This is a genomic window from Sphingobium sp. TomTYG73, assembly GCF_055394245.1.
The window spans coordinates 902,320-925,678 of record NZ_AP027340.1 but is presented as its reverse complement, the minus strand read 5'-3'; the positions used below and the strand labels follow the sequence as shown (position 1 = coordinate 925,678).

17 protein-coding genes are annotated in these 23,359 nt (G+C 60.0%); 6 read left to right on the top strand and 11 right to left on the bottom strand.

Annotated elements, in window-relative coordinates:
- Positions 1-3: 3 nt before the first annotated feature.
- On the top strand, positions 4-819 hold the full coding sequence (locus ACZ5TH_RS16950) for an enoyl-CoA hydratase/isomerase family protein (protein ID WP_464795404.1): 816 nt from the start codon (positions 4-6) through the stop codon (positions 817-819).
- 34 nt (positions 820-853) lie between these two features.
- Positions 854-1,855, top strand: coding sequence for a hypothetical protein (locus ACZ5TH_RS16945; RefSeq protein WP_464795403.1), 1,002 nt, complete (start codon positions 854-856; stop codon positions 1,853-1,855).
- Positions 1,856-1,905: 50 nt separating this feature from the next.
- Here the strand turns inward: ACZ5TH_RS16945 and ACZ5TH_RS16940 are convergent, their stop codons facing one another.
- The 6 genes from ACZ5TH_RS16940 to ACZ5TH_RS16915 form a co-directional block, all read right to left on the bottom strand.
- Complete coding sequence (locus ACZ5TH_RS16940; RefSeq protein WP_464795402.1) at positions 1,906-2,865, bottom strand: hypothetical protein; 960 nt, start codon at positions 2,863-2,865, stop codon at positions 1,906-1,908.
- A 145-nt stretch (positions 2,866-3,010) separates the two neighbouring features.
- Positions 3,011-5,257 (bottom strand): TonB-dependent receptor, encoded by a 2,247-nt coding sequence (locus tag ACZ5TH_RS16935; RefSeq protein ID WP_464795401.1) that lies wholly within the window; start codon positions 5,255-5,257, stop codon positions 3,011-3,013.
- Between the two features lie 237 nt (positions 5,258-5,494).
- Entirely contained in the window at positions 5,495-7,123 is a 1,629-nt protein-coding gene (locus ACZ5TH_RS16930; RefSeq protein ID WP_464795400.1) for an FAD-dependent oxidoreductase, read from the bottom strand.
- A 67-nt stretch (positions 7,124-7,190) separates the two neighbouring features.
- Entirely contained in the window at positions 7,191-8,054 is an 864-nt protein-coding gene (locus ACZ5TH_RS16925) for a sugar phosphate isomerase/epimerase family protein (RefSeq protein ID WP_464795399.1), read from the bottom strand.
- A 61-nt stretch (positions 8,055-8,115) separates the two neighbouring features.
- On the bottom strand, positions 8,116-9,741 hold the full coding sequence (locus tag ACZ5TH_RS16920) for an FAD-dependent oxidoreductase (protein ID WP_464795398.1): 1,626 nt from the start codon (positions 9,739-9,741) through the stop codon (positions 8,116-8,118).
- A gap of 81 nt (positions 9,742-9,822) precedes the next feature.
- The gene (locus tag ACZ5TH_RS16915; protein ID WP_464795397.1) at positions 9,823-11,445 is read right to left on the bottom strand and encodes a GMC family oxidoreductase; all 1,623 of its coding nucleotides are present in this window, start codon (positions 11,443-11,445) and stop codon (positions 9,823-9,825) included.
- Between the two features lie 234 nt (positions 11,446-11,679).
- On the opposite strand from ACZ5TH_RS16915, the gene ACZ5TH_RS16910 reads away from it, so the two are divergent.
- From ACZ5TH_RS16910 to ACZ5TH_RS16895, 4 genes are all read left to right on the top strand, one after another.
- Positions 11,680-12,429, top strand: coding sequence for an SDR family NAD(P)-dependent oxidoreductase (locus ACZ5TH_RS16910; RefSeq protein ID WP_464795396.1), 750 nt, complete (start codon positions 11,680-11,682; stop codon positions 12,427-12,429).
- 83 nt (positions 12,430-12,512) lie between these two features.
- Positions 12,513-14,198 carry an FAD-binding protein gene (locus ACZ5TH_RS16905; RefSeq protein WP_464795395.1) on the top strand — a complete coding sequence of 562 codons (1,686 nt, stop codon included), beginning with the start codon at positions 12,513-12,515 and terminating at the stop codon, positions 14,196-14,198.
- Between the two features lie 132 nt (positions 14,199-14,330).
- Entirely contained in the window at positions 14,331-14,714 is a 384-nt protein-coding gene (locus ACZ5TH_RS16900; RefSeq protein ID WP_460988908.1) for a VOC family protein, read from the top strand.
- Positions 14,715-14,836: 122 nt separating this feature from the next.
- Positions 14,837-15,499 carry a TetR/AcrR family transcriptional regulator gene (locus ACZ5TH_RS16895; RefSeq protein WP_464795394.1) on the top strand — a complete coding sequence of 221 codons (663 nt, stop codon included), beginning with the start codon at positions 14,837-14,839 and terminating at the stop codon, positions 15,497-15,499.
- Positions 15,500-15,639: 140 nt separating this feature from the next.
- On the opposite strand, the gene ACZ5TH_RS16890 is transcribed toward ACZ5TH_RS16895, so the two are convergent.
- The 5 genes from ACZ5TH_RS16890 to ACZ5TH_RS16870 are packed head-to-tail and all read right to left on the bottom strand — an operon-like array spanning position 15,640 to position 23,045.
- Positions 15,640-17,094, bottom strand: coding sequence for an acyl-CoA reductase (locus tag ACZ5TH_RS16890; protein ID WP_460988910.1), 1,455 nt, complete (start codon positions 17,092-17,094; stop codon positions 15,640-15,642).
- 25 nt (positions 17,095-17,119) lie between these two features.
- A complete protein-coding gene (locus ACZ5TH_RS16885; RefSeq protein ID WP_464795393.1) occupies positions 17,120-18,550 on the bottom strand; it encodes a long-chain-fatty-acid--protein ligase in 1,431 nt (476 codons plus the stop codon).
- Between the two features lie 54 nt (positions 18,551-18,604).
- Entirely contained in the window at positions 18,605-20,122 is a 1,518-nt protein-coding gene (locus tag ACZ5TH_RS16880) for an FAD-dependent oxidoreductase (protein ID WP_464795392.1), read from the bottom strand.
- On the bottom strand, positions 20,119-20,697 hold the full coding sequence (locus ACZ5TH_RS16875; protein WP_464795391.1) for a VOC family protein: 579 nt from the start codon (positions 20,695-20,697) through the stop codon (positions 20,119-20,121). Before ACZ5TH_RS16875 ends, ACZ5TH_RS16880 begins: the two co-directional genes overlap by 4 nt.
- Positions 20,697-23,045: a TonB-dependent receptor gene (locus tag ACZ5TH_RS16870; RefSeq protein WP_464795390.1), complete on the bottom strand. Its 2,349-nt coding sequence runs from the start codon at positions 23,043-23,045 to the stop codon at positions 20,697-20,699. Before ACZ5TH_RS16870 ends, ACZ5TH_RS16875 begins: the two co-directional genes overlap by 1 nt.
- Positions 23,046-23,359 lie beyond the last annotated feature (314 nt).

Below are 23,359 nucleotides of genomic sequence, written 5' to 3'. Positions count from 1 at the left end.
GGCATGCTTCAGTCGGCGCCGGACGAAAGCTATCTGGTCGATTTGGAAGATGGCGTCCTGCGTCTGTCATTCAACCGGCCGCAACAAGGCAACGCCATCCCCAAGGCGATGGTGCCGCTGCTGACCGAACTTTTCCGCGCGGCACAGGCGGATCGAACCGTGCGGTGCATCCTGGTCCGGGGCGAGGGCAAGGTTTTTTCGGCAGGCGGCGACGTCGCGAGCTTTGCGGACTCGATCAAGCAGGAGGTGGCGGTGCGGCAAGCGGATTTCGCTCGCCGCCTGCCCTTGGCCCGACACTTGGTGGAGGCCGTCGTCGCGTTCGATCGGCCAATCCTTGCATCGGTACGGGGAGCGGTCGCGGGCGCGGGACTGTTCTACCCCCTGATCGCCGACTATGCGATTGGCGACGAAAGCGCGACTTTCGTCTTCGCCCACCAGCGTGTGGGACTCAGTCCCGATGGCGGCGTGACAGCGGTGCTTCCGCAGGTGGTGGGAACGCGCATGGCCCGCATGCTGCTGCTGACGGGGGCAAAGGTCGATGCCGCTGAAGCGCACCGCTTGGGCATGCTCCACAAGATCGTTGAAGCAGAAGCGCTGGAAGGGGAAGCGATGAAGATCGCCCGCCGCCTCGCGCAGGCGCCGCAGCGCGCCGTCGTGGCCGCGAAAAAGCTGGTCAATGAAGCGGCCGCGCGCAGCCTTGCGCAGGTCCTTGATGCAGAAACAGACGGCATCGTCGCCTGCGTCGGCGACGCTGATTTCGAAGAGGGCGTGACAGCCTTTCTCGAAAAGCGCGCGCCGGTGTTTCCCTCCGTCCGCTAAAGGCGTGGGCGCTCCCCCTGCGTTGGAGAAGATCATGCACATCCCGCTGAAGGAAACGCCCTGGGAGGGCGCCTTTCCCGTTATCGACAATTGGAGCGAGAATTTCTGCCTCGCCGGGTTCGATCCGCAATCGGGCGTGGGCCTCTGGTTCCACATCGGCCGTTGGCATCATGACCTCACCCTGTTTCGTGAGGTCGTCATCATCCGCTTGCCCGACAACACGGTGATTGCCCATCGAGCCATCGGCAATGCCCATGCCGCTGAGGACGGGCCGGGCGGCCCTCATCTGGCGGTGCGGATCGTGGAGCCTGGGCGCAAGCTGACTTACCGCTTCAACGGTGGCGTGATGCGCGTTCCCGCCGCCCAGATGCTCGACGGGCTGGTGGGAGACGGACGACGCACGCCTGCTTCGTTCGACCTGACCTTCACATCGACGGCCGACATCTGGGATCTCCACAAGGTGGGCGCGTTGCAGGAATTTCTCCCCGCTGGCCATATCGAACAGCCCGGTCTTCTTTCCGGATCGATCCGCGTTGGCAGCGAGCAGTTCACCTTCAACGCGATGGCCAACCGGGATCACAGCCTTGGCGGGCGCGACAACCGCAATCTGCACAGCCATCAGTGGTTTCAGGGCTATTTTGAAAACGGCTTGTCCTTCCTGCTGTTCGATGCAGAGATCGATCAGGGTGAGCAGGTCGTGTTTTCAGAGGCAGTCATCTACGAGGACGGCAGGAGCTTCGAAGCGAAGATCGAACAGATCGAACGATGCAACCATGTGGATGACGACCAAAAGCTGATCCGGACGGTGCTGAGTTATGAGAACGGCACGCTGGTCATCGACACGGCCGCATTCCACGGCAGCTCCTACCTGTCGCTCGCCTCGCCCAACGACACATATGTCGGCGTCTATCCTACCGATCCGGGTCCAACGCGCGTGGTTGACGAGCAGTCCGTCAGCCTCCTCCTCAACGGGAAGGTGAAAGGTTACGGCTGCTACGAACGGACGATCCCCGGCGCTCATATTCGGGAGGCTTAGAGGGACGCGCCATCCGGCATATATTTCCAGCCGGAGGGCGTGTCAGCGCTTCATACGTCCTTCAATGTGCCGATCTCGACATTGGCCAGACCTTCCTCGCCGGTCTCTTCACACCTCACCCGGCACATATTTTCGACATTATAATAGACCTTGGCACCGGGCTTCTGCGAATGCAGCGGCAGGCGGGCGAAGGCGTTGCCGACATCAGCGGTCAGGGTGAATGTCTCGCCGCCAAGCGTCATGGTGTGGAATATGACCTTGTCGGGCATCCCTTCCGGCCCTTCGCCGACATTCTCGATCCTCAGCGTCTTGATGACCTCATTCCCCTCCGGCCGCGCGATATAGCCTTCCGCCGTCATATTCTCAGGACGAACGATGTTACGCACCGTGAAAAGGTGGAAGCCCATGGAAGGGAAATTGAAGAATGACCAGTTGTGATCCATCACTATCTGGTCATTGCGCATGCCCCAGCTGTGGTCGCGATAGCCCGACCCATCCACGTCAACAGACACGCCCGCAAGCTCACCTGTCTTGAACGTCACCTTGCCGGTGGCATTCATGCACTGACCCTGATGGCGAAAGCCGGATTTATCGAGCGCGGTATTCTCCGAAATGGAGAACTGGTCAGGATTGACGTCCGCGCAGGCGAGGAAGTCGAACAAATGCATGCGCCGGGTAAACCGCAGTGATGCCGCAACATTCTCGTCCTCATATTCAACAAGAAACTCTTCCTGCGGCTTCAGGAAATGCACCGTCTGATTGCCGTAGCGCAGCAGCTTCTGATGTTCGAACGGCTGGGGCAGGGGAACCTCGCCGCTATGGCTAACCTTCACATCCTTATGCAGCACGGTAAAGGAGGCAAAAGCCCGGTCAAAGGTCGGCTCTGCCGTACTATGCGCAAGGCAGCATAGGTCGCGATCGGGGTCCATGAAGACCCAGAAGTAATTTTCCTTCCAACGCAACCAGGCTCGGGCTGGAACTGTGTGTGGGTAATCTTCGTGCAGGAGCATAATCGCCTCCAAAAAGCGGGAAAAGGGCGCAAAGGCGCCCTGTCGACCATAAATATGGCGATACCGGCTATGTTCATGACCCGCGCCAGTTTAACCTGGCGCGGGTCATCCTTTTATTTTTCAGCAACCATGCAGGCGCCCGTGATCAGAGATCGAAGCGGACTTCGACCCCGTACGTCCGCGGATCACCAACGCCGCCCAGATCACCGGCGGGCGTATCGGTCTGCGGAATTTCGTTGTCGAAATATTTCTCGTTGGTGAGGTTCGCGCCCCACAAGCGGAAGGTCAGCTTGTCATTGAATTCCGGCTTGAACGAGATGCTGCCGTTGAACAGGGTCAGCTTCGGTTCGGTTAAAATGTTGTCGGGGTCCCACTTCAGGTTGGAACGGTATGACATCTGACCGGCAAAGCTGAACTGACCGACAGAGGTTGGCAGATCATAGTTGAAGCCAGCGTTGATTTTCCATTTCGGGGTCTGGGAAAGCCTGTTCCCACCCACATCGCCCACCGCCAGGGCGACGCCCCAAGGCGGGGCGAAGATGGGAACGTTGATCGGCGCACTGTCAAAGCTGAGGAATTTCGCCCAGAGATACTGCCCCGCCAGGTCGAGCCTCAACCGCTCGGTCACCAGGAATGTCGTGTCGAATTCGAAACCTTTTGTCCGCGCCTTGTCCGCATTGGCAAAGGCGACGAAGGGTGTCGGCCCAGCTGGCGTGTCCACAAGCTGGACGAGCTGGACCTGCGGGTCCTTGATGTCGTTGCGGAACGCGGCAAAGTTAGCGCGCACCCTGCGATCGAACAGGGTCATCTTCAAACCCGCCTCGTAGGACGTCACCGTTTCCGGATTGGTCGGCGGGGCGGCCAGCGGAATAGTATTGAACGTACCCGACTTGTAGCCGCGACTCCATGTCGCATACGCCATGATATCGTCGGTAAATTTGTGATCGACTGAAACTTTGTAGGTCCATTTGTCGAAGTTGGCGACCTGATGATAGCTTCCAGCTGGAATGTCGGCCCCAACTAGCGGTGTCAGCGAAACACGGCCGTTCCCTTCCACGCGATCTTTCGTGTAGCGCAGGCCAAGCGTGACATTCGTCTTGTCATCCACGACGGGGAAGGTCGCTTGTGCGAAGGGAGCCAGAGACTCGATCCTTTGCTGGCTACCAATATTCTGGCTGGCAAGACCGTTCAGAGTGAGGGCGTCACCATTGAGAGCGATATTCACGTCGGTGCGCGAATTCATGTAGAAAAGGCCCAATATCCAGCTGATCTTCGATGAAGGCAAAGACTTCAACTGAAGTTCCTGGGTAATCTGCCGGTCTCCGATCTTGATCGGAAATGCCAGCCAGTTCAATTCGGTATGATCGCCCTCATAATTCAGTAATTCCTTGGCTTTCCGGTAGGAAGTGATGCTGGTGAAATCCGCAAAGCCCAGTTCCTGGTCGATTTTGAGCGCACCACCCCAACCGCGCAGACGATGGAAAATCTCGGTATTCTCGTTGATATCGTAAAAGCCCGGCGGATCGAAATATTGGGTGCCCTCAAGTGGTGAGCCCAGCGGATAGCCACGGGTCGTTCCCGGATAGATACGGACCGAATTGCCCTGATTCTGCCGCTGATAGGTATAAAAGCCGCTCAGGCGGATCTTTGTCGTGTCGCTCGGTTCAAACACGACCTTCGATCGGATATTATAGAATTTGCGGCGGTACGTATCCTTGCCGGTGAACAGGTTTTTGCCCCATCCATCGCCCTGGTTCAAACCGCTGAAGGAGATTCCCGCGGCGACGCCTTCACCCAGCGGCGTCGCCGCATACAGCTTGCCGCTGATCGTATCGTAATTGGCATAGCCCAGCGTTGCCGAAAGATCGGTGGTGTCGCCGGGATCGCGCGTGAATACCTGCATCAGGCCGCCAGTTGAATTGCGGCCGAACAACGTGCCTTGCGGGCCTTTTAGAACTTCAACGCGCTCGATGTTCGCCAGTTCAAGATAGGCGCTCGCAAGACGTGAATAATAGACATCGTCGATATAGACAGGAACACTTGCCTCATTACCCGGTGTCGATGCACCGGGATTTCCGACGCCGCGCAGGAATGGCACAACAACGCCGGACATCTGTGAGACGAACAGTGAAGAGTCGGCCTGTTGAAGGTCCGACACGCGGAAAATGCCTTTTGTCTCCAGAGCTTCTCCCGTAAACGCCGTTACCGCGACGGGGACATCCTGCAAATTCTGGCTACGGCGCTGAGCCGTAACGATGATCTCCTGGAGACCGACTGGCGAGGAAGTCGACGCGGCGTCACTTTGCGGGGCTGCATCCGTCTGGGCAAGCAGGGGCGCAGGGGCCACGCTCGCCAATAATAAACCAACGATCGAAAATGCCTTCTTCTTCATTGATCTTCCCCTCGACTAAATATTATAATTATAAGTTATTCGACCGAAAGTGTGACAAGGCGAATATTGTGTTTTCTTTGTCTGACCTTGTTATGAAGTAGTACCATTTTCGGCCGCTTCGCATTGGGTGCTAATTGCTGCACCTCTATCAGGTAGCGCATTCCAGCACCATCAACGACGGCTGTCAAGTAAGTAAACATGCGAACGATAAATATATGTATCTATTTTTGGAGATGCCTATCTGCGGTTCGTCCTGACCGCAGCCTCTCGGCCAGCGATATGGCCGAAGACCAGTGCCGGGCCGATCGTTCCGCCCGCTCCGGGATAAGCCATGCCGGTAATGCTCGCGGCGGCATTGCCAGCCGCATAAAGGCCGGGGATATTACCTCCACGCAAATTCTGCACTTCCGCTCTTGCGCTGATTTTCGGGCCGCCCTTCGTTCCCAGAACGCCGGGATAGACCCGGCAGGCGTAAAGGGGCGCCTGATCCAGCGGCCCGACCGTTTGAAGCGCGCCTTCCAGCGACCAATCCCCATGGTAGCGATCATATTGGCTCTCGCCCCGGTGAAAGGCGGGGTCGCTGCCCTCACGAGCTGATTTGTTGAACTGCTCGACCGTATGTTCAAGGCCATCGGCGTCCACACCGATCTGCTCGGCAAGGACGCGCAGCGACGCCGCCTGTATCATCCAATTCGGCAAGGGATCGCCAGGATAACGCGTGAGTACAGGATATTTGTCCAGATAGGCCTGATGGAAAATGATCCACGCCTCCCGATTGGGATAGTCGAACGTCTGAGCGTCGAACTGGAAAAAGGAGCGGCCAAGATCATTATAATTGCATGCTTCATTCACGAACCGCTGCCCCTGGCGGTTCACCATGATCGACCCTGGCTTCGTCAGCTCTGTCACGGCAAAACGGATTGCGGGATTGCCGTCATATTCCTCGCCCGGAATCTTCATGATCGGCATCCACCACGCCTCATCCGTGTTCGCCAGGGCAGCCCCGGCCTCCGCCGCCATCAACAGGCCATCGCCCTCATTGTCCGGCGGACTGGCCGCCCCCTCATGCGGGCCGCGCAGCAGGTCCTTCACCAGACCGGCATTCCACTCAAAGCCACCGCTGGCGATAACGACGCCACGCCGCGCACGCATCTCGAAAGGTTCGCCGTCCTTGCTGCCCGCAACGCCCGTGACCGCGCCTTCACGCATAATAAGGCTTTGCGCCCGCATGCCGAACAGGATGCGCACGCCTTTCTCAACCACGCTGGCGGTTAGCCCCGCAACAAGCGCGTTGCCGACGCCCACCAGCCCCTTTTCCAGCCGGTCCCCGATTATGGCAGGGTCGAAGATATCGACGCCGTCCTCAAGGTCGTTGCTCGACACCGGAATGGGAAAGGTCAGGCTGCTCCGTAATCTCGGCCGCAATTCCCCCAACCTGTTACCGGGAAACAACCCCGCCGACAGGGACCGTCCGAATGTCCCGCCGGGCAGCTCGGGATGATAATCGGGCCATTTGAGCGCCCTAAATCGAATGTCCGTCAGTGCTTCGATGAATTTGATGACGTCTGCGCCCTGATCGACATAGGTTTCGATCATCTCGTCATCCATGCGGCCCAAGGACTGACGGCGCATGTAGGTGAGCGCCGCCTCGCGGCTGTCGCTGGTCCCGACTTCATGCATGTGGTGGTTGCATGGAATCCAGGGCACGCCCCCCGACGTCGCCGTGGTCCCGCCGAGTTTTTCCGAGCGTTCCAGAATGACGACATCTGCTCCCGCGTGACGCGCGCTTAGGGCAGCTGCTAGCCCCGCAGCGCCCGAGCCGATCACGATGACGTCGGTCTCTTCAATCCCATCCTGCTCGGACACCCTGTCCTCCTGAAACTGTCATATGGTCCTTGCAGCGGCGCCCGATTGAAGGCGCCGCCACGGCCGATCAGGCATTTTCCCGTGCCAGCGCGAACTGCCGCGCGACGGCGTCGAAGGATCGCTTCGCCGCTTCCTCCGGCTCAAGCGCGCGGAATTCGTGCGACAATATCTCGATCCCGTAGCAGCCGTCATAGCCGGTCGCCGCGATGGCTCGCAGAAATGCGGGCACATCGAAGCTGCCTTCGCCCGGCAGCAGGCGATTGTCGGTCGAATCATCGAAAAGACCGCCAACGACTTCAGCCGCCGCATCGTCCAACTCGACATGCTTGATATAGCTGGCGGGAAGGGCAGCTACCTCTTCATAGGGTATGCCCGGACGCGTCATGTGCCAGATGTCGATCAACAGGCCGCCATTATCGGTCCCGGCCATTTCGATAAGTTGCCGCCCCGACTTGAGGTCGCGGATATTCGCCAGGGGAAAGACCTCGATCGATACATGGGCGCCCACCTCCGCAGCCTGATCGCAGAGCAGCCGGAAGTCGGTGGCCATGGTCTCCATCGACACGCCACTGTCGCTGATGTCCCCGACGATCTTGATATGCTTGGTCCCGATCTCGACAGCGGTATCCAGCCATAGGCGACGCATCATGTCAGAAGCGGCCCGCGCTTCGCCCTGCGCGAACCAGTCCGTCAGGCACTCAATTTCCAGAAACTGGACACCGGCATCGTCCAGGATGCGGCGAATGCCCGCCGTGCCATGCAAGGCAACATTCGCGGCCAGATCATCGCCTGACAGGCCCATGCCGTAATAGCCCGCGGCAACGGCCGCCGCAGCGCGCCGTTCCAACGGAAAAGGGCTGGCGACCGGCGCGCCGGGATAAGCATCGCCCGCGATCGTGTAATAGGTCGCGACAATTTTCGGATCATTCATGATGAAATTCCTTCGTCAACATCGCGGGAAGGGGGAGGGCCGCTTCCGCTCAATAGGGTGTTCAGAAGCGGTTTGATCCGCGCGCGGCTTCACGGCCAGCAATGTGGCCAAAGGTCAGCGCGGGGCCGAGCGTGGCACCGCCGCCCGGATATGCCATGCCCATGATGCTCGCCATGGCGTTGCCCGCTGCATAAAGGCCGGGGACGATGCCGCCCGAAAGGCTCATCACCTCGGCCCGCTCGTTGGTGCGTGGGCCGCCTTTCGTCCCGATCGTTCCGATCTTGGTTTCGACCGCATAATAGGGACCGCGTTCGAGTGGCCCCAGCGTCTTCGCGGCGCCCTCTGCCTGAGCATCGCCCCAATACAGTTCATAGACGCTTTCACCGCGATGGAAGTCGGGATCGACGCCTTTGCCGGCATTAGCGTTGAAACGCGCGACCTCCGCCTCCAGTCCGGCAGGATCGACCTCGATCTTGCCCGCCAGTTCGGCCAGTGTGTCGGCGCTCACCATCCAGGATGGGACCGGATCGCCCGGATAGCGCGTCAGGAACGGGAAGCGATCCATATAATCCTGGCTGACGATGTGCCAGGCGGGCAGGTTGGGATAGTCGAAGTTCACAGGGTCGAAGGCCTGGAACACGCGCCCGATGTCATTGTAGTTGCAGGCTTCGTTGACGAAGCGGCGACCTGTCCGGTTGACGATGATCGATCCGGGACCGCAGCGTTCGATGCCGGTCAGCCGAACGAGCGGCCGCCCGTCATATTCTTCGCCCGGTATCGTCACTGAAGGCTGCCACCATGCCTCCGACATGTTGCCGAGCGACGCGCCTGCCTGGATCGCCATCTTCAGCCCGTCGCCTTCGTTCCAGGGCGGGCTGTGCGGGCCGTGCATCGGGCCGCGCAGGAACTGCCGGGTCATGTCCTCGTTCCACTCATACCCGCCGCAGGCCAGGATCACCCCTTTCCTCGCGCCGATACGCAGGGGCTCGCCGTCATTGTCCGCCTCTATGCCGACCACGACGTCGCCTTCCTGCACAAGCCGCAGGACGCGGACATTGCGCCTGATCCGGACGCCATGGTCCATGGCCCCCTTAAGCAGGCCCGCCATCAACGCGCCGCCCATGCCGACCATATCTTCGTTGAGGCGCCCGCCGATAATCTCGGAATCCAGCACGTTGATGCCGTCCTCCACATCGGCGATGGAAATGGGGATAGGGAAATGCGCGCTGGCCCGCAGCGCGGGACGCAATTCGCCAAGCTGCCCAGCGGGGAAAATCCCCGCAGTCACCGAACGGCCGATATTGCCGCCGGGAAATTCAGGATGATAGTCCGGCATCTGGAGCGCGCGGAAGCGAAGATCGGTCTCCTTTTCGAGGAACAGCAGCACCTGCGGCGCCGTGTCCACAAAGGTTTCGATCATGACGTCGTCCATCTTGCCGAGCGAAATGCGGCGAAGATAGGTGAGGGCCTGTTCGCGGGAATCGCTGCGCCCGATCTCCTGCATATGATGGTTGTTGGGGATCCACGGCACGCCGCCTGAAACCGCGCTCGTGCCGCCCAGCTTGTCCGTGCGTTCGACCAGCAGCACTTCGGCACCAGCCGTCCGGGCCGCCAGCGCCGCAGAGCAACCGGCCGCGCCGGAGCCTACCACCAGAACGTCTGTTTCCTCATCCCATTGGGTCGTCACGATTATCTCTCCTGCATTCTATTCCATGGCTGGCCGCGCACGCCCTTTGCGGGTCTTGCGCGCGGCTGCCTTGCGTCGCCTTCAGCGCGCGTCTTCGAGGATCAGCGATGACGCATGCCAGGCCATTGCCATTACCGGTGCGTTGGTATTGCCAGAGGTCAGGTTGGGCATGATCGAACAGTCGATCACCCGCAGGCCGTCCACTCCGCGAACGCGCGTGCGTGGATCGACCACGGATTCGTCATCACTGCCCATCCGGCACGTTGCCACGGCATGGGTGCCGCAGCTCAGATGACGGCGTACGGCGGTCAATATCTGGTCGTCGCTGTCATTGCCGTTCAGTCCCGGCGCGATTTCGCGCGTCACGAAGGGCGCGATGGCGGGCTGGGTCATCAACTTGCGCACGAACCGCACCATCGCAACCGCCGTCTCGCAATCCTCCTGCGTCGTCAGCCAGTTGGGATGGATGCGCAAAGGATCGTCGGCATTGGGCGACGTAATGGTAAGACAACCCTCGCTGGTGGCCCGCAGCATCGCGGTGGCGATCATCATGCCGGGTGTCTTGTTGACCCCGTTGGTCGGAACCGCAACATCCGCCTCGCCCTGCGCCAGGGTGACGCCACCAACGAAGCACTGAATGTCCGGACGGGCTACGCTCGGACGGCTGCGGGCAAAGATGCCGACTTCCTGCGGGACCGTCGCCATCGGGCCGCCCTTGAACAGGAAATATTCGGCCAGGCTACGGGCCAGACCCAAGCCGCGATAGCGATGGTTCAGGCCCTTCTCGCCCTGCAAGTCGTAGTTGATGCCGTAGATGGGATGCTCCTGCATCCGTCGGCCTAGGTCCGGGCTGTCCACGATGACATCGACGCCTGCGGCTTTCAAATCCTCGGCTGGTCCGATCCCCGAAAGCTGGAGCAGCTTGGGGGATGCGATCGCGCCTGCCGACACGATGACTTCGCCCCGGCACCGGAACTCCGTCTTGCGCCCGCCGATCCTGCACATGACGCCCTTCGCCCTGCGCTGTTCGATGATGATGCGGTCAACCTGTACGCCCGTCCGGATCACCAGATTGGGCCGATGGCGTATTGGGTCCAGAAAAGCGACCGCCGCGCTCTGCCTGCGCCCGTTCTTGATATTATAATGATAATAGCCGACGCCTTCCCGGCTCCCGGCGTTGAAATCGTCGTTGCGTGGCAAGCCCATTTGCTTGCCCGCCTCGATCATCCGATCTGCAAGCGGATAATGGAACTTGGAGGTCGAGACATGCACAGGACCACCGACGCCATGCTCGTTGGATGCGCCAAGCTCATGATCTTCAATGGCGTTGAAGGACCGCAGCATGGTGTTCCAACCCCATCCCTTCGCGCCGCGCTCTTCCCACTGCTCGTAATCTTCAGGCTGGCCCCGGATATAGATCATGCCATTGATGGCGGAAGATCCGCCGAGGCCTCTGCCCCGCAGCCAGATCTCGCTCGCATCCAGTCCTTCTTCACGCGGCTGCTGGACAGGGAAATATTGTGCGAATGTCGGGTCGCCGACCAGCTTCGCCACACCCTTTGGCATGCGAACGAACATGTGCTTGTTCTCGCCACCGGCCTCCAGAAGCAGCACCCGATTCGATGGATTTTCCGACAGCTTGTTGGCAAGCACGCAACCGGCGCTGCCCGCGCCCACAATGATGAAGTCGAACTCCTCAGTCATGACCTCTCCAGAAATTAAATGACATTCGTCTTATATACGCTTCTATGACACGGCGGATTGGCAGACACAATGGGCTTTCCCTTCTCTGTCTGCCCGACCGCATATCAAGGACATATGCGGGCAGTATTGACAGTTTGTCAGACATTAGTCACGTAATGACACCGTAAGACGCCGTCTTGTGAAGACGGCTGGCCCGGCCTCAAGCGTCGGGCAATTGATTAGGAGAGGTGTGAGATGGCTGTATTGGACGGGAAGGTTGCGCTGGTGACCGGCGCTTCGGGAGGCATCGGGCGGCAGATCGCCGTTGCCCTGGCGCAAAGCGGCGCGCGGATCGTCGTTCACTATTCTTCTCGCCGTGAAGGCGCCGAACGGACGGCAGCAGAAGTGCGCGAAGCAGGCGGCGATGCGGTGATTGTGCAGGCGGACCTCAGCCATTCCGAAGGAGTCAGGCAGCTGTTCGAGCAGTTTGACGAACAGGTCGGAGGGCAACTTGATATTCTGGTCAATAATGCCGGTGCGGGACGAACCTCTCCCATCACCACGATCGATGAAGAAGAAATCGACAGCATGTATCGGGTCAACTTCAAGTCGCCGATACTGGTCACCCAACAGGCGTTGAAACGGTTCAATGATGGTGGCGCGATCGTCAATATCTCCTCGATGAGCGGGCTGATGGCGCAGCCGCCTGGCTTTGCCTATGCCATGAGCAAGGCGGCGGTGAATTCGTTCACGGTTTCGATGGCGGTAGAGCTTGCGCCGCGCAATATTCGTGTCAATGCTGTCGCCCCTGGACCGGTCGATACCGACCTCATCAACGGTTATCGGGACAGTGAGGAGGCAATGCGCATGTTCAAAAGCATGGCCGCGCTGGGCCGTATCGGCACCGCCGACGACATAGCGCAGATCGTTCTGTTCCTCGCATCCCCGGCTTCGGGCTGGCTCACCGGACAGATTATTCAGGCAAGCGGCGGCATGAGGTTGTAATCAGACGCTGGCGGAAAAGCGGATGGTTGTTCGGATCGGTGATGAGCTACGGCAGAGAAAATGTCTTCGAAGGAAATGACGGCGTGAGAGATGAAATGATTTCCCAAGATGGTCAGCCGGTGATTTCCATCGACAATGCCGACATGTTCCAGTGGGACGACACGGCTGACGTCGTCGTGGTCGGCTATGGCGGTGCGGGAATTTGTGCAGCGCTCGAGCTGGTGGAAAACGGCGCCAGCGTGATTGCCATAGACCGCTTCAATGGCGGCGGCGCAACGGCCTTCAGCGGCGGCGTCGTCTATGCGGCAGGGACCGACATTCAGCGGCAAAACGGGGTTGAGGACGATCCCGACAATATGCTGAAATATCTTCGGCTGGAGGTCGGTGATGTCGTTCAGCCGGAGACGCTGAAACTCTTTTGCGATCAAAGCGCTGGCAATCTGCAATGGTTGCAGTCGCATGGCGTCGTGTTCGGGACCAAACTTTACACCGGAAAGACGACCTATCCGCCGGAGGGCTATTTCCTGCAATATTCGGGCAATGAGAAGGTAGAGGCCTATTGCCGCGACGCCCGGCCCGCGCCGCGAGGGCACCGAACGCTGGGGCGCGGCTTTACGGGTAACAAGCTGTATCGCGCCTTGCGGGATACCGCCGACCGGTCAGCCATTCGCAAGAAGCTGCATACGATCGTCCAGAGCCTTGTGATCGATGGTGATGGGCGCGTCGTCGGCGTCGCCGCGCTGGAGCTTCCCGCCGCCAAGCATGCCGAGCATCAGAAATATTACGACAAGTTTCCGCCTACCGCTCCGTTCAAGGAGAGTAAGGCCGAAATCGCGAGCAAGGCGGCGCGCGTCATGGAGCGGGAACATGGCCAGTTGCGCTATATCAGAGCGAAGACCGGCGTCATCCTTTCAACCGGCGGTTTCGTCTTCAACCTCGACATGCTCGGCCAATATGCGCCCATGCTGAGCAAGCATTACAAGACCATGATGCGCCTCGGCACTCTGGGTGACGATGGCACGGCCGTGCAGCTGGGCACGGCGCTGGGCGCGGATACCGTGGGCATGGACGCGATGTTCGTCGGCCGGGTCCAATCTCCTCCGGCGGCGTTGCTGGATGGCATTCTCGTCAATCAGGCAGGGGAGCGGTTTGCCAACGAAGCCGTCTATGTCGGCACTCTGGGCCGAGCCATTGCCGATCAGCCGGAGGGCAAGGCGTGGCTGATCATGTCCACCAAAGACATTCGCAAGGCGATGCGCCAGGTGGCAACGGATGGCCTGGACGCATTCATGCGTTTTGGCGCGCCCGCCATGCTGAATCTTATGCTTGGCGGCACCAAGCGGGCAAGGGATCTGGACGTGCTTGCGGAAAAATGCGGCATCAATCCCAATCGTCTGCGCCAGACTGTACGGCGCTATGAAGACATGGTCCGCAACCGGCATGACGACGACTTTTCAAAGCTGAAGGATCATCTTAAGTCGCTCGGCAATGGTCCCTATGTCGCAATGAATGTGTCCCTCGCCAACCGTTACAGCTTCATCACCTTCCATACTTTGGGAGGGTTGGCGCTCGAAGAGGCGACAGGCGCTGTGCGGCGCGCCGATGGCAGCATCATAGCGGGCCTTTATGCTGCGGGGCGGGCCACCGGAAGCATACCATCGCGCACCTACATTAGCGGCCTTTCCCTCGCGGATTGCGTGTTCACAGGCCGCAGGGCTGCTCAGTCCTGCCTGCGAGAGGCGAAGCAGGACGCGCTCGCTCCCGCCTGAACGGCTGATTGACTAACATCTGTCAATCTACAGTCCATGCTGTTATTGACAGATGTCAGTTACTTCGAAATATAACCAGCTCCCATCTGCACATTCCCGCCCGCAAGGACGGCATTTTATGGAGAGAGTTTCATGTTTTCGCACATCGTGCTTGGCAGCAATGACATAGAAAAATCAAAGCGCTTCTATGACGCGACGCTTGGGGCGCTGGGCGGCGCACAGGCCTTCGTCGATGATAACGGACGGCTGATCTACATGCACAACGGCCTGTCGCTGCTGATCACCAAGCCCATTGACGGCCAGCCCGCGACGCATGCCAATGGCGGCACGATCGGTTTCGCCGTTCAGGGGCCTGAGCAGGCGGACGCGTGGCATGCGGCTGGGGTAGCCAATGGCGGCGTGTCTATCGAGGATGCCCCGGGTGTCCGTGAAGGGCCGATGGGGGCTCTATATCTTGCCTATCTGCGCGATCCGGACGGTAACAAGCTCTGCGCGCTGCACCAGCTTCCGCAGTAAGATCAACCGACCCATGAGCGAGGCGCAGCGCTGCCACCTTCGGTAGCGGTTGCGCCTCTCTTCCTTTCATGGGACAATGTCGGCGGGAGTGACTGCATCGATAAAGTGATGGAGAGGTACCCATGACAAACGCAGGCGACGCCCGCCCTGACGCAGCTTCCGCGCGTGGTCGGCCTACGGTCTCCGACAACCGCGAAGTGTCGAACGAACTGCTCCATGCAATGGAGCATGGCTTGCGGAACAAGAGTCATCTGGATCTGACGACGCGGGAAATCGCATCAGCCGCCGGCACCAACGCCGGCATGATCCACTATTATTATCACGGCAAGAACGGCCTGATCGACGCGGCGCTGGACAATTTAAGCAGCGACATCGCACAGATACTCAATGATCTCAACAGCTTGTTCCTGACCGACTGCCAGGACGCCACGCGCAAGATTGTCAGTGCCTGGATGAAGGTGCTGGAAACGCACCGGGGCACGGCCAGCGTGGTCCTGATCGAAAGTTTCCGCCCCTACTCGACCGTATGGAATTCCTACCGGCAGAAGAAATCGCAGGGCAGCTTCATCCGGATGCAGGAATTGGTCCGGACATTGGTAAGTCAGGGATATTATCGGGCGGATACCGACCCGCAAGTTGCGGCCTTCTCCATCACCTCCATTGTCCTTTCCCCGATGCTGGTGGGCCAGATCATGTCGGAGATCGGCCACCAGATCAGCCACATATTGGACAATTGGGAAGAAGAGGCCGTCAAGCTTATCGACGAGCGATACCGCCAAGTCTGATGCGGGGCGCCGTCTCGCCGGGTGCCAAAAAAAAGGAAGGGGAGCTTTGACCGGAGCCGCCCGATCGGGGAAGATCGTAATATTGAGCGGCAATCGGAGAATCCATGATCCCGCTCCCCTTCAAAATGTGCCCCGCCTCGTCAGGCGGCGCACATCATCCCGGCGCCTGCCTCCGCAACGGCTTCGTCAAATTGTTCGCGAACACCCCAGCGGGCCAGCCTGCGCATGATTTCCATGGCGTCATGCGGATAACCCAGCCCTTCATAAGCGATGCAGCCCAGTGGTGAGAGGCGTTGCGCCCCTCGCAACATGCATCGGTCGGCAATTTCCGCCTGCGCCGCATTGGGATAGATGCCGATCGTCTGGGTGTGGATGGTGACGGCGGCCACAGCTGCATCCAGGTCTGGCACGGGAATGATATTGATGACGCGCCCACCGATCCGGTCGCTGAATTCAACCGCCTCCGCCTGCTGCGATACGATGACGCCGCCTTCGTTCGCCTTGACGCCGAACACGCGATAATCGTCGGAATAGCGGATACCCTCTATCTCGTCGCGCAACACCGGGTCGAACGCGGGGTGGGGGGAGCTGTAGGCGGCGGGCAGCGCCTGCAACGCCTCATGCACCAACCGGCCAAAGCGGTTCAGCCGGTCGAGCGACGCATCATCACTGCCGCACACGACATAGGCGAGGCGGCTGTTGCCGCAGCCTTCCTGATTGAAATAGCCGAAATCCTTGGCCAGCTGCTGCGCGACCCAGCCCATCTGCTCCTCTGATTCCAGCGCTTCCGCGCCGATGATCGATGCGCTGACCTTGGGATCGAGCGCGATAAGGTCGAGGCCCGATGTCAAATGCTGGCGGATGTGGTTCATCGACGCGGGACCGCCCCAGGCAACGATCTTGTCGATGTTGCGCGTGTCGTACAGCTTCTTTTCAAAGCCCAGGTCTCCGCCCTTCCAATAGGCGACCGTCATGTGGCGGGTGATCGGATGATCCGGGTCCATCGCGATCATCGTCTTGGCTATGGCGACGGCGGTGAAGGGATCGTTCGACGGGCTCTTGACGATATTGTCGCAGCGCAGGACCGCCCCGTTGATCACCGCGTGCAGGGCCACATTGGGTGCGTTGCCTGCGTTCAGGTGAACGATGCGCGATCCAAAGGCGCGCACCATCGCGTCGCGGTCATGCAGTGGCCTCGGCTTCCAGCCTTCCAGATAGTCGCGGCCGATATTCTGATCGACGGCTTCCTCGACGATGGTCCGGCGCAGATTGGCGGCAAAGGAGACATAGGCGGTGCGCAATATGTCGGGCGACTGGCCCGACGACTGCATGTTCATTTCCAGCGCCAACCGAATGTCGGGATTCGTGTCCGGGTGCAGCCTGCGGCCCAATTCCTCCAGGAAGTCGAGAATATTGTCCAGGCTGACGGAATAATAATCCTGAAGGTCAGCGCCATTGCGCAGAACGATCTGGTCCAGATATTTGTTCACGTCGGGGGTTAGGAACGCGATTTCGCCCCGGCGTCCTTCAAAGCGGACCAGGTCATCTTCTATGATGCGGCCCCGGATGATGAGCGGGATAGTATATTCTTTCATCTTCGATACTCCGAGACAGATTGGATCAGGACGCCTTGGCCAGGAAATCTTCCAGGCTCTGGAAGGCCTGCGGCGTCCGGGCGCACACGATCTTGTCGTCCCCGCCATTCAGTTCCGAAATGCGGTTGATGTCATTGTCCATGAACGGACCCTTGCGCCCGCATGCGCATCCGCCGTCGAAATGGACCGTCACCTGATCGCCCGTGATGACCCCGGCCCAGAAGGTGGTGGGCATGGGATCGAACACGACCATGCGTCCTGTCTGCGTGCCGGTGCGCGGCAGCGACTGGCCGGTCGCCGGGTCCATCAGGTGCGTGATGCCCCAGGGCAGGGGATGCAGCTTGTCATGGGGGCAGCAGACCGCTGTCGAGCTGGATTCGGTCATGCCATAGACTTCCTTGACGCGGCCCGGCACATGATGCGGGAACCGTTCGGCAACGACATCGCGCCACCCTTCTGGGAAGTTGAACCCTTTGCTCCCGCCGCCGGTCATGATCATGGAATCGGGATGCCATTCGACGAAGATGTCCATCTTTCGGCACGCTTCGGCCATGAGATAGAGGTTCATGAGAGCCCCGTAGAACATGACCTTCTGACCTTTAAGGCCAACCACGGCATTCTCGATGAAGCGGGTCCACCGTTCGTCCGCATTGGACGCACGAGTTGCGAGCGCACTGGCGATTGCCTGCTCGGCCGGACTCAGCTCCAATTCCTCGCCCAGCGCCTGCGCCCGTTGCAGCCGTCCGTTCAACCACATCTCGTCAGCGGTCAGCGTGCCGTCGTCCAGCGTGATGAACATGTCCTCCCGGCCGTCGTAGCAATTTTCCTTCAGGACACGCATGATGAGCGGGATGTTGTGACGGCCGTAACGCGAAGGCCAGGGACAGACGAAAACATATTCGCCGCTCTTTGCGTAAATACCCGGTTCGTCGCGATATGGCTCGACGATATAGGTGTTCTTGTCAACGAACAGGGTTTCTTCGACGGTACTGAGGGGGAAGAGCGAAATCTTGCCGCTCGTTCCCGATGAGGTGACCGGCCGCAGCGGCGTCGAACGCTCTACTTCCAGCAACCATTGCTCGATCGACTCGCAATGTTCGGCATGCACCCCAGACAGGTCGTGCGTGGTAAGCGCCTGAAGCCAGCGGGTCAGCTTGTCGAATCGCGCCTTCTGCACGTCCAGCGCGGAATAGGATTTGAACATGGTGTGCGGCATCGCCAGGCGCGTGAGGTCATCGAACCCGTTGATTTCCTCTAGCCCGACTTCCTCGGCCAGACGCTGGAGCGCGCGCAATTTGGGCTTCAAATCGCGGAACCGCCGCTGGAACAGGGCGAGCTGGATCTTTTCGACCTCGGCATAATCCAGGTCGAACAGTTCCTCCTGGCTCAGTTCCAGAAAGCGCCAGGGATCTTCTTCCAGTCTTTCGTAGAGATTGGCCGTCGGGGTGGATGTCATGAAATGCTCCTGAAATGATAGGTATATGAGGGGCGGCCGATCGTTCGCGCGTGATCAGACGACATCTGCCGGTAATTCCGGGCGCTTCGATCCGGGATCGAGAGCGTGGCGGACAGGTTCGGCGGCGGCGGCCTTACCTGCCCTGCGCCCGAAGAAGGTCGCGCCGCCGATCAACAGACCGCTCGCATAGCCCCAGCCTTCCACTGAGAGATTGGGGGCCACCTGACCAACCGCGTAAAGGCCGGGAACAGGCGTGCCATCGGCTTTCAGCGCGCGGCCATCAATGTCAGTGTCAATGCCGCCCAGGCTGATACAGCAGAAATAGGCCGAACCTACCGAACAATCGATTGCGGCAAAGGGTATCTCCGAAATCGGGGCGAGCCATTTGGGATTCTTGCGGAATTCCTCGTCATAGCCCGTCGCGGCATAGCGATTATAATTGCCGATCGTCTCCACCAGCGACCCTTCAGGCATGCCAAGGTCGGCTTCCATTTCCGGTATATTGTCCCAAGCATCGACGACCTCATGCTTGCGCTCGGATCGGATGTCGCCAAGCTCCGGCCGTCCGAAATTGACATTGTCGCAGATCAGGTAAGCCTTGCCCTCGGGCTGGTTCAAAATCGCATCGGTGGACCAGGCGTGATAGACGTCCTCCGCCACGAAGCGGCGGCCCGCGCTGTTCACCAATATGCCTTTGACCAGGCTGGCGGGCGGATAGAAGGGCGATGTGATCATGCTCTGATCCAGCCCGACGGTCGCCGCGTCCATGCTCTGGCCGAGCGCTATGCCTGATCCGTCAGCAGTCGGCACGCCCAGCGGAGCGATGCCCTCCCGTCCAGCTTTCGACCCATGGGCAAGGCCGAGTTCCCGGTCCCACTCGCAACCGCCGGTCGCCAGCACCACGCCCTTGCGCGCCGCCACCGCCATGTTGCGGCCTTCCTGCCGATACTGGACGCCAACGACCGCGCCTGCGTCGTCCCGGACCAGCGCGTTGACCGCTGCATCGTAGACGACGCGCACCTTGAGTTCATGCAGGCGCTGGAGCAACCGGTCGAACAACAGATGCCCGACAAATCCGCCGCCCGGCTTATGACCACGCGGGAAAGGCTCTGCCGCTTCAGACAGGGGCCAGCATGCTTCGCTTCCCGTCCACACCAGCGTTTCATCGCTATGGGGGTGGAAATGCTTGCCGTCGAAATAGCGTTCGTTGAACGTGACGCCCAGCGACATCAGCCAGTCATAATGGCCGACGCTACCCTCGCAATAGGCCTCGATCTTGTCCACGGCCGCCTTCGGCTGCGTGGCCTTTAAAAACCGGGCCATATTCTCCGGCGTATCGGCAAAACCATTGGCCTTTTGCGGAGGCGTGCCGCCGCCCAGATAGATGAACCCACCGGACATGGCGGTGGAGCCTCCCCCGCCAGAGGTCCTTTCAATGACCAGAACCTCTGCGCCCGCTTCGGCCGCTGCAATCGCAGCGGAAGCGCCAGCCCCTCCCAGCCCCGCGATTACAACATCCGCCGTCGTCGCGAACGTAACTTCGTCCAGCGTCTTGGCTGCCTCTGTCTTCACTGTGATCCTCCCACTTGTGCGGCCGGGCCGTCTTTAAGTTCCAACATACGGACGGGATCGGTCCCGTCCCAATCTTGCGCGGCTTCGGCCACGTCGTGGAACAGGTTGATCAACACCGGCTCTGCGGGCACCAGTTCCAGCATGCAGCCCAGTTCATTGCGGGTGTCGGCATAGGCGACCTGCGCCCCGCCGACCGACCGGAACTCGCTCGCCATCTCTATGCCTCGCGCTCTCAGGCGCCCGATTTCTTCGCCGACATTGTGAACTATCCGGCACATGTGATGAAAGCCGATCTGGCCTTCGGGAACCATGTCGCGATAGGCGGACGGCCCCTTGCTCGTCTGCTGGATCAGTTCGATCTGAACCGGCCCCGCCTGCGCCAGCGCCGCCTTGAAAGCGAGCGGCTCGGGCCGCCCGCGATACAATGCGTCAGGATAGTCGGAGTCGCGCCGGAAAAACGGCCCGACCCCCATGGACAGCCACCGCTCCATCGCATCGTCCAGGTCCGCCACGACCCAGCAATTCTGCAACAGCGCCATCCTCTCATTGCGCGGGATGAGTTCTTCCAATCCCATCAGAAGTCTGCCGCCAAGGACACGCCCCAGGTCCTGCCGACCGACGGGATCGCAAAGTCGATGAACGACCCGATCGTGTTGCTGGACGTGAATCCGTCATAAGTGGTGTTGTTCGTCACATTCTTGACGAAGCCAGTCAGCGTCATGTTCAGCTTGTCATGCACCGGGAACTGGTAACGCATGGCCAGGTCGACCTTGGTCACCGGAGGAATCGACCCGCGTGGATCATTGAGAACGCTCGTTTCGTAACGCGACGTGTAATAGAGCGCGGCATTAAGTCCCGCTCGGCCTGCCCCCAGATCGAAAGCATAGTCGGAGATCAGGCCCGCGGTCCATTTAGGCGTACGGCGCAGCTTCAGGTCCGAGAGGTCCGCAAGGCCCTGACCCGCAAGGTTCCCGACGAAACTCAGATATTTCGCGTCCAGATAGCCCGCCGATCCGGTGATCGTCCATCCGGCGACAGGGACCACTGCCAGTTCGGCCTCCACGCCCTTGTACCGCGCTTTGGCAGCATTCACCGTCGCCGTAACAATGCCCCCGCCCGGTGCGACCGTCAGGACATCTTCCTGCTTGTCCTTCAGCGTGTTGTGGAACGCCGCGACGTTCAGGCGAACCCGATGGTTGAACCATTCGCTCTTGAAGCCGACTTCATAGGCATCCATGATTTCAGGACGATAAGGGATGACGGCGTTGACGATGCTTCCCGCGCGGCCGTTGAACCCGCCCGCATTATAGCCCCGGCTCCAGTTGGCGTAGACCAGCAGGTCGGGCTGGATCTTATATTGCAACCCGATGCGCGGCGTCAGCTCGTCGAACTTGACCGAGGCGCTCACCGGCCCTTGCTGCGGGCCAAGTACGAACTGATCGCGGATCGGCTGCTGTAGCCTCCCCCACAGCGTGAAGTTCGTCTGCTTGCGATCCCATGTCTGCCGCGCACCCGCCGTCAGACGCAGCTTGTCCGTAATGTCCCAGTCACCCTGAAAGAAGACCGCGAAGGAACGGCTTTTCTGCCGGATGCGATAGGCGTTGAGCGAGTTGAAGTAGGCCGTGCCCGGCGCGGTAGTTGCCGACAGCCCGGCAAAATCGACCGACGGGAACTGCCGCGCGGTGAACGCATATTCGATGAAGAAAGCGCCAGCCACGAAGTTGATCGGACCGTCGAACTGCGTTTCCGCACGCAACTCCTGCGAAAACTGCCAGGAGCTTTCCCGCTTGTCGTTACGCTGTATCGCAAAACGGGTCGCGTCGAAGTCGCCGAGCTGGTCTTCTTCGTCCTCGCGATAACCCGACAGGCTGACCAACTTGACGCCATCAAGTTCGTGCGCGACCTCCAGCGTCACTGCATTAAGATTGTAATAGGCCGGAAACTGCGTCGTCTCGACATCATTACGCTTTTTGCTGAGCGGCCTGCAAACGATCGAGGTTGCAGGATTGAGGCATTGTATATTCTGCCCGGTGACATAAGTCGGATATCCCAGCGTGCCCAGACCATTGGCCGTCAGCAGCTTGGGGCCGGTCAGCGGAATAAGGTCGGGGGTCAGGACCGGCACATAGGGCGGCACTTCGCTATCATCCTCCATCCGCTCCAGCGAAAGGTAGATGCTGGTCCGATCTGAAGGGGTAGCGACCAGCGACAGCATATAATCCCGCATATCGCGTTTGCCTTCGCGATCGCCGGTGATGCTGTTGCGGAACTCGCCATTATGCTTCTTGATCGCGATCGCGCCCTTGACCGCCAAAAGGCCGGGGATGATCGGCGCCATCACGACACCTTCAAAGTCCGTTCGTCCGAAACTGCCCACCGTCGCGCGCAGCCTGCCGCTTGTGGGAGCGTCGGGATCGGGACGGGAGCGGATGACGTTCACCGTTCCGCCCGTCGTGTTGCGACCAAACAGCAGGCCCTGCGGACCACGCAAAATCTCCAGTCGTTCGATGTCGAACGCGTCGAGCAGCGTACCGCGTTGAAATGCCAGCGGAATGCCGTCGATGGTGAAACCGATGCCGGATTCAACGGCGCGGTTGGGATCTTGAAGCGAGATGCCGCGCAAGCTGATCTGCGGCGTGTTGAGCGCAGCGCCGGAGCGCGAGATCGTCATGCCCGGCACCATGCCGCGCAGCCCGGTCAACGCATCCAGGTTGGACGCGCGCATAGCCTCGCCGGTGAAAGCCGTCACGGCGACGGGGACATCCTGCAACGGCACGGCCCGTTTCTGGGCGGTGACGATGATGTCCGCCAGTTCCGCCGACGATGACTGTGTCGATCCGCCTGAAGCTTGCGCCAAGGCATTGCCGGGTGCCATCACGCCCAAACTGAGCGCCAGTAGCGAAGTTCCTGTAAAGGTCCGCATGTTATCCCCTCCATTTATGTCTGTTGTCGGTTTTCCGTTTGTCGCGTCATTTTTCGCGCGACTATAAATCTGATTACCGATGGCTCGTCCTGGGACAGCCACGGATCATATGAAAACCCATTCCGGACATAATGGAAAGTTGGATAATAGGCCGTAGGACCAAGCCGGTGATCGCCGACCAATATCTGACGCTTGTCGGGCGTTGAAAAGCAAGGGCAAAAGGGGGCAAGGGAGCGGCGCCGCCGCTCACCGCGTCGGCATCATGGGCGCGGAACAATGCCGTAATCGGACGGATGCCGGGTTACGGAGATGCG